This window comes from Streptomyces sp. AcH 505, assembly GCF_000818175.1.
In the GTDB taxonomy this organism is placed as follows: Bacteria; Actinomycetota; Actinomycetes; order Streptomycetales; family Streptomycetaceae; genus Streptomyces.
Map to the genome: position 1 here is coordinate 58,210 of NZ_JTIY01000001.1, position 7,441 is coordinate 65,650.

The 7,441-nt window shown below is 69.1% G+C and carries 7 protein-coding genes; 3 read left to right on the forward strand and 4 right to left on the reverse strand.

What is annotated here, in order from left to right; genetic code table 11:
* From HY68_RS43340 to HY68_RS00290, 3 genes are all read right to left on the reverse strand, one after another.
* Nucleotides 1–192 (reverse strand): DUF6099 family protein (locus HY68_RS43340; RefSeq protein ID WP_041994890.1); only part of this gene is annotated, 192 nt, incomplete at its 3' end.
* Between the two features lie 139 nt (nt 193–331).
* Nucleotides 332–724 (reverse strand): nucleotide pyrophosphohydrolase, encoded by a 393-nt coding sequence (locus HY68_RS00285; protein WP_041983210.1) that lies wholly within the window; start codon nt 722–724, stop codon nt 332–334.
* 45 nt (nt 725–769) lie between these two features.
* The gene (locus tag HY68_RS00290; protein WP_041983212.1) at nt 770–1,171 is read right to left on the reverse strand and encodes a cell division protein SepF; all 402 of its coding nucleotides are present in this window, start codon (nt 1,169–1,171) and stop codon (nt 770–772) included.
* Between the two features lie 226 nt (nt 1,172–1,397).
* On the opposite strand from HY68_RS00290, the gene HY68_RS00295 reads away from it, so the two are divergent.
* Both HY68_RS00295 and HY68_RS00300 read left to right on the forward strand, forming a co-directional pair.
* Nucleotides 1,398–2,867, forward strand: a complete 1,470-nt coding sequence (locus HY68_RS00295; RefSeq protein WP_041983215.1) for a sugar porter family MFS transporter — start codon at nt 1,398–1,400, stop codon at nt 2,865–2,867.
* Between the two features lie 242 nt (nt 2,868–3,109).
* The gene (locus HY68_RS00300; protein ID WP_052456967.1) at nt 3,110–5,962 is read left to right on the forward strand and encodes a hypothetical protein; all 2,853 of its coding nucleotides are present in this window, start codon (nt 3,110–3,112) and stop codon (nt 5,960–5,962) included.
* Between the two features lie 114 nt (nt 5,963–6,076).
* Here HY68_RS00300 and HY68_RS00305 read toward each other — a convergent pair whose 3' ends face one another.
* The gene (locus HY68_RS00305; RefSeq protein WP_041983217.1) at nt 6,077–6,466 is read right to left on the reverse strand and encodes a hypothetical protein; all 390 of its coding nucleotides are present in this window, start codon (nt 6,464–6,466) and stop codon (nt 6,077–6,079) included.
* Nucleotides 6,467–6,602: 136 nt separating this feature from the next.
* On the opposite strand from HY68_RS00305, the gene HY68_RS00310 reads away from it, so the two are divergent.
* Nucleotides 6,603–7,441: serine/threonine-protein kinase (locus HY68_RS00310; RefSeq protein WP_241778436.1), on the forward strand; the 839-nt coding region annotated here is incomplete at its 3' end.

Here is a 7,441-nt window from a genome sequence, read left to right on the forward strand (position 1 = left end):
GCCGCCGCGCTCGCCCGCCTCGCCCAGCTCGCGGGCCTCGGCGCGCAGTTCCGCGGGGCCGCCGTACGCCAGCCGGCTGCCGATCGCCTGCGCGAGTGCCTGTGCCTGCCCCGCCTCGGCCAGCACCGCACGCGCTTCGGCGCTGCCGGCCAGCACATTCCTGCTCACCCCGATGAGCCGCTCCGCGTCCATCGCCCACCCCCGATCGTCCGTCCCGCCAGTCCCGTCACCCAGTCCGCCTCGACCCACTACCTAGAGTGAGCGACGGGCGGCCGAAAGACCAGAGGAATACGGAAATCTGTGGACAGCGGGGCAGTTGTGCGAAACCCACTCACTCCGAAGAGTGACCAGGCCGATGATCAGAGGACGCCTTCGGCGGGAAGCGGTGTTCGTTCCGGTCGATCTTCGCCGAGAGCGCGGCCAGGACGTCGATCCCCAGCACGTCGCAGAACTGCAGCAGATATGCCAGCACGTCGGCGACCTCGTCGGCCACCCGGTGCGCCGACTCCGGTTTCGCCATGACCCGCGCCGACTGCTCGGGCGTCAGCCACTGGAAGATCTCCAGCAACTCCGACGCCTCCACGCTCAACGCCGCCGCCAGGTTCTTGGGAGTGTGGAACTCCTCCCAGTCCCGAGCGGCGGCGAACGCGACCAGCCGGCTCTGGAGCCCGGCCACATCGAGCTTCGCCGCGGACTCCGTACCGTCCCGAGCGTCCTGCGTCACGTACGCGCCTCTCCTCTGTTCTCTCCGTTGCGGCCACCCTCTCCGCTACGGCCTGGGTGCGGCGACCGCCGCGATGCCTTCGACCTCCGTGCCGACCGGCGCCAGCAGGAAGACGTTCTTGTCGACCCGGTGCATACCGCTGCCGAGGCCGAAAACGACGCCGCTACTGAAGTCCAGGATCCGCTTGGCCACATCACTCTCGGCGCTGGTCAGATCCAGCAGGACCGGGATCTGGGCGATGAGATATTCAGCCACTTCACGCGCGTCGGCGAACACCTGCACCCGCAGCACGACGAAGCGCCGCTGCTCGGCCGCGTACTCCTCGGGCACCGTCCGGTGGTCGACCCGGGACGGCCATTCGTTTCGGCTGCGCAGCGGAACGACCTGGGCCAGGCCCTCCCACTGTTCGTCGGTGACGTCGTACCGGTCCCTGTCGTACCTGCTCACCGAACCACCCCTCCCGTGCCCTGTGTCTGCATCCGCATTCGGCCATCCTCCCGCTCCTCACCCGTTCGGCTCAACAGCGACACGGCTCGGCCGTCGGGGAATACGGGCGCCGCCGCGTGCTCCGCCGCACATCCGGCCCGCGCCCACACGTCCTGGTTTGCCCGCCCAGGGCGCGGGCACGCGAGCACGGGTTGAAAAAAGGTCGACAGTTAGTCAGGTGGCACTCATGGCCCGAACCGCCCTCGGAGCAGAAACCCCCAAGTCCGACATACCGGGACCACACGGTAAAGCAGTCGGTATTTCGATAGCGGCCGCCGTCGGCGGTTTCCTCTTCGGTTTCGACTCCTCCGTGATCAACGGAGCCGTGGACGCCCTGGGGTCGCACTTCCATCTCGGCTCGTTCCTCTCCGGCTTCGTGGTCTCCATCGCGCTGCTGGGCTGCGCGGTGGGCGCGTGGTACGCGGGACGGCTCGCGGACAGCTGGGGCCGGCGGCGGGTGATGGTGCTGGGCGCCGTCATGTTCGTCATCAGCTCGATTGGTTCAGCCTTCGCCTTCTCCGTGCCCGACCTGATGGTGTGGCGGGTGATCGGCGGTCTCGGTATCGGGATCGCTTCAGTCATCGCACCGGCTTACATCTCGGAAGTGGCACCGGCCAAGGGCCGTGGCGCGCTCGGATCGCTGCAACAACTGGCCATCACCATCGGACAGTTGGTGGTGCTCAGCTCCAACAAGGGCATCGCGGGTGCGGCGGGCGGCGCTTCGCAGGAGCTGTGGTTCGGCATGCAGGCCTGGCGCTGGATGTTCCTGGTCGGTGTGATTCCGGCCGTCGTGTACGGCGTACTGGCCATGATGATCCCCGAGTCACCGCGCTATCTGGTGCTCAAGGGCCAGAACGACAAGGCGGCCGAGGTGCTGGCACGGGTCTCGGGCGAGGCCGATCCGCACGACCGGGTCGAGCAGATCAAGAACACACTGCAGAAGGAACGCAACAGCAGCTTCGCCGACATCAGGGGGACCAGGTTCGGGCTGCATCCGCTGGTGTGGGTCGGCATCATCATGGCCGCCTTCCAGCAACTCGTCGGCATCAACGCGATCTTCTACTACTCCACCACCCTGTGGAAGTCGGTTGGTTTCAGCGAGTCCAGCTCGTTCACCACGTCCGTGATCACCGCCGGGATCAATGTGGTGATGACGGTGGTCGCGATGCTGTTCGTGGACCGGGTGGGCCGCCGCCGGCTCCTCACCATCGGTTCGATCGGTATGTTCCTCGCGCTCCTGCTGACCGCCATCGCCTTCTCCCAGCAGCACGGCACCGGCGACAACGTCGCCCTGCCCAGCCCGTACGGCCCGCTCGCGCTGGTCGGCGCCAACGCCTTCGTGGTGTTCTTCGCGCTCTCCTGGGGTCCGGTGCTGTGGATCATGCTCGCCGAGATGTTCCCGAACCGGATGCGGGCGATGGCGCTGGCGATCGGTACCGCGTCCAACTGGATCTTCAACTTCATCGTCACCTTCGCCTTCGAGCCGATGACCAAACACGTCGGACTCTCCTGGCTCTACGGCACGTTCGCGTTCTTCGCCCTCGCGTCGTTCTTCTTCGTGCTGCGCAAGGTGCCCGAGACGAAGCAGCAGGAGCTGGAGTCGATGACGGGCGACACGTACCACCGGCCGGACGCCACCCCGCGCACCGCGGTCTGACCCCGTCCTCCACGGCTTCCGCAGCTGTGAGCTGCCGCTTACGGACGGTGTACCGGCAACAAGGCGGCCCCTTTTACGCCGTCTTGTTGCCTCATATCTCCGCATCAGCCGACGGAACATCCAGGTAACAAGATCGTCTCGCCGTTTTCACCGGCCCTGCATACGTTGCGAATCGCACAGCCCTCGCCATCGTTCGACAACGACGGCGAGGGCATTGGTTCGCTCACGAGTAAGGCCCTCCCTTGTCTCAACTCACCAGACGTGCGAGACGTATCGCCACAGCGCTGGCGCTGACATGCCTGCCCCTCACGCTGATCCAGGGGACCGCGACCGCCGCCCCCTCCCCCAAGCCGACCGCCCGCCAGCAGTGGTCCGTCGACCGCGTCGCCGGCGGATTCCGGGTCACCCTCGATCTCGACACGCCGCTTCCCGTCACGGCCGGAGCACCGACGCTCTCGGCGGACGGCAAGAACCTCGGACCGGCGACGGAGTCCGCGGACGGCACATCGCTCTCCCTGGTGACCACCGACTCCTCGGTCGCCGCCGCCAGTTCCGTCACCACCGACGCCTTCGGGTCGCCGTCGAGCAGCGCTCCGGCGACACCGGCCCCCAAGACTCCCGTCGCACCGGCGGCGCCCACGATCACCCCGCAGACCCTCCGGGCCGATCCTTCGAAGCTCGGCAGCCACCATGTCTCCGAGGCCGTCTACGACTTCGGCGACCAGGCGCTGCCGCTGCTCAACATCGGCGGCACACGCGGTGAGTTCGAGGGCAAGATCTATCTGCCGGACGGCCGGGGCAAGAAGCCCGTCGTCATCTTCGAGCACGGCCGGCACAGCTCCTGCTACGGCACCGGCAAGGCCAACCCGGCGGGCTGGCCCTGCCGTACGTCGCCGGACAGCACGGAGGACCGGGCCCCCATACCCAGCTTCCTGGGGTACGAGGCGCCGGCCCGCGCGCTCGCGAGCAACGGCTACGTCGTGGTCTCCGTGTCCGCCAACGCGATCAACGCGACGGACAACCAACTCGCCGCCGACTACGGCGCGCAGGCCCGTGGCGAACTTGTCCTCGACACCCTGCGGATGCTGAAGAAGGCCAACGCCGGCGACAAGGCCGTCTACCACGACGCCTTCACGAACAAGGATGTAAGTCTCGGTCAGGCACTGTCGGGCGACGTGCGGCCGTCCGACCTGGCGGGTCGGCTCGATCTGGGCGATGTCGGGATCATGGGGCACTCGCGCGGCGGCGAAGGGGTCGTGGCGGCCTCGACGCTCAACGACGCCCTGCCTCTCTCGCAGCAGTTCGGCATCAAGGCCGTACTGCCCCTCGCGCCGGTCGACTACGACCGTATCTCCCTGCCGAACGTGGCGACGGCGACGGTCCTGCCGTACTGCGACGGGGACGTGGAGAACCTGATGGGCCAGCACATCGTCGACGACTCGCGCCACAACTTCACCGACAACGTGCTCCGTTCGGCCGTGCTGGTGCAGGGCGCCAATCACAACTTCTTCAACACCATCTGGACACCGGGCGGCTGGCCGTCCGGCACCGGCGACGACTGGGCGGCGGCCAGCGGCGCCGACGACCCGGTGTGCGACCCGAAGTCCCCGACCACGACGAGACTCGACCCGGCGGAGCAGGTCCAGGTCGGCACCGCGTACATCGCCGGCTTCTTCCGGCTCACGCTCGGCGCGGAGAAGGAGTTCCAGCCGATGTTCGACGGGTCGGTCGTCACCCCGCCGTCGACCCCGTTCGCGAGCGTCTCGGTGACCGCGACGCAGCCCGCCAAGTCCCGCACGGACATCAACACGTTCGAGCACACCGACGCCGCGGTACGCGCCTCCGGCGGCGCCAAGGCCGAGGTGTGCGCCGGTATGGGCGGCAAGGGCGGCATGACACTTCCGCAGTCCCTGCCGTACTGCACCACAACCCTCAACGAGGCCGCCGTGCCGCACTGGTCGCCGGCACAGTGGGCCTGGAACATACCGTCGTCGCCGATGCTGCACATGACGTGGGCTGCGCCGGGCGGGCAGGTACGCGTGACGGTGCCGCGGGGCGACCGCGACCTCCGGCACTACCAGCAGCTCTCCGTGAAGGTGGCCGCCGACGAACTCGTCCCCACCGGGACGGACTTGACCCTCAGCGTCGTCGACGGCGCGGGCCGCGCCTGGTCGTCGCCGGTCTCCGCGCTCAACCCGGCCGCCGTGACCCGGCTGCCGGGCGTCAGCTCCCCGTGGCTGCGCAAGGTCATCCTGCAACAGGTGACGATCCCGACCTCCTCGCTCAAGCGGATCGATCTGCGGGACGTCCGTGAGGTGCGCTTCACGGCCGCCAGGGGCGCGGACGGCGCGGCGTCGGGCGGTGTCTACCTCTCCGACCTCTCGGCCGAGAACCGCGCCGTGGGCTCCCGGGTCCCCGCCCAGCAGACGACCGTCGACCTGGCTCCGGCCTACGTCGAGGAGGGATCGGGCCCCGGTACGGCCGAGTTGGCCGCCGTGCTGTCCCGTCCTTCCCGGCATCCGGTCACCGGTTATGTCAGTGTGTTCGGCTCCACGACCGGCAAGACCGGCGCGGCGATGCAGAAGGTGACCTTCGCCCCCGGCCAGGTCTGTGTGCCGGTACGGGTCCCCACGTACGGCGACACACTGCCGAGCACCACCGGATCCACCGCGTTCAAGGTGTCGGTGACCGACATCGCGGGCGGGGTGATGGGTGACCAGGGGTTCAACACCCTGACGGTACGCGAGGACGACGGAGTCACCGCCGGTACGCAGGCTCCGGAGGCCGGCGTCCCCGGCAGCGCGTGCGCCGAGTACAAGGCCTCGCTGAAGCCCGGCAAGCTGCGCGTCCAGGGTTCCGTCGCGGCGGGCTCGACCGTACGCGTCAGCGCGGACGGCTACCGGCGCGGCGAGAGCGTCGAGTTCACGCTGGGCGCGGCTTCGCTCGGCAGGGCCGTCGCTGACAAGCACGGCGCGGTGTCCTTCACCGTACGGATCCCGGACACGACTCCGAGCGGCAGGACGTCACTGACGGCGCTCGGCGCGGGTTCGCGCCACACGGACACCACGGAGGTGACGGTGCGCAGGGCGCACTGACGCGGCAACCCGTGTGTGGTGCGACAAGTCGGCGGCCCCGGGCGGCACATTCCGCCCGGGCCCGCCGGCTCAGTCGTACGCGTGTCAGCCGTACGCGTGTCAGCCGCGGTCGTGTCAGCCGTCCTCGAACCGGGCGTCAAGTGCGCTGACCACGCTGCGTAGTTCGCGGGCTCCTTGCCGCGACATCGATGCCATCACACGGTCGAGGAGAGTGCGTCCTTCGAGCGGATCGCCGCAGCAGTACCAGTCGGTGTCGCCGAACTCGTCGTCGTGCCGGACCTGGCGCCTGGTACGGCGGCCGTAAGCTTTCCACCGGCTCAGCGCCGAGGCCGTGTCGCCGGGCAGCAGATAGTTCCTGGTGCGTTCGATGCGGGCGATCTCGGACACCGCCGACGAGGAGAGACGGTCGATCGCGGTCCGCGTGCCCGCGCTTCGCGTGCCCTGTTGTGCGCGCTGCCGGTCCGGGAGTTCGGCCCGGACACGCCCTGGCCGTCTACGCGGCATGGGCCTTTCGGTTGGTTGTCATATCCCCATCCTGCCACGGCCCTGCGGGCGGGCGTCAGGTGTTATGCACGTGTGGCCAACTCCCGTGCCTCGCTGCACTATCGTGCTGCTTCGCGACCAGGACGGGGGGTGCTCGGTGACGACGCAGGAGCTCAAGGCCGGTGATCCGCAGGAGATCGGCGGGTACGCGCTGCACGGCAGGCTCGGCGCCGGGGGCATGGGGGAAGTCTTCCTGGGCCGCTCGCGCGGCGGCCGCAAGGTGGCGGTCAAGATCGTACGGCCGCACATCGCCGACCAGCCGGGCTTCCGCGACCGCTTCCGCCGCGAGGTCGAGGCCGCGCAGCGGGTGGGTGGCTTCTGGACCGCTCCGGTGATCGGTGCGGATCCCGACGCCGAGACCCCGTGGGTGGCGAGCCAGTACATTCCCGCCCCCGATCTGGCGACGCTCGTGGCCGACGAAGGCCCGCTTCCCGCAGCGGAGTTACGCAGCCTGGGCGCAGGCCTCTCGGAGGCGCTGGACTCCATCCACCAGGCGGGTCTCGTGCACCGCGACATGAAGCCGTCGAACGTCCTGGTCACCGACGACGGTCCGCGGGTGATCGACTTCGGCATCTCGAAGGCCCTGGAGGGCGCGACCGTACTGACCGGCACGGGAACGGTCATCGGCACACCGGGCTTCATGTCCCCCGAGCAGGCCATCGGCGGGGAGGTCGGCGCCGTGAGCGATGTCTTCTCGCTCGGTTCGGTCCTCGTCTTCGCCGCCACCGGAGCCGGCCCCTTCGGTGAGGGCACCGCCCCGGCGCTGTTGTACCGCGTCGTCCACGACGAGCCGGACCTGTCCCAACTGCCCGCGTCGTTGCGGTCCGTCGTCGCCGCCTGCCTCACCAAGAAGCCGGAGAAGCGCCCGCGTCCCAAGGAAGTGCTGGACCTGCTGGCCCCGGCGGGCGGTGACCACGCGGCCCGGCCGTCGGTACC

Excerpts from the sequence above, each read along its gene's own strand:
- HY68_RS00305 (WP_041983217.1), bottom strand. The coding sequence starts at position 6,466 with ATGCCGCGTAGACGGCCAGGGCGTGTCCGGGCCGAACTCCCGGACCGG.
- HY68_RS00295 (WP_041983215.1), top strand. The coding sequence starts at position 1,398 with ATGGCCCGAACCGCCCTCGGAGCAGAAACCCCCAAGTCCGACATACCG.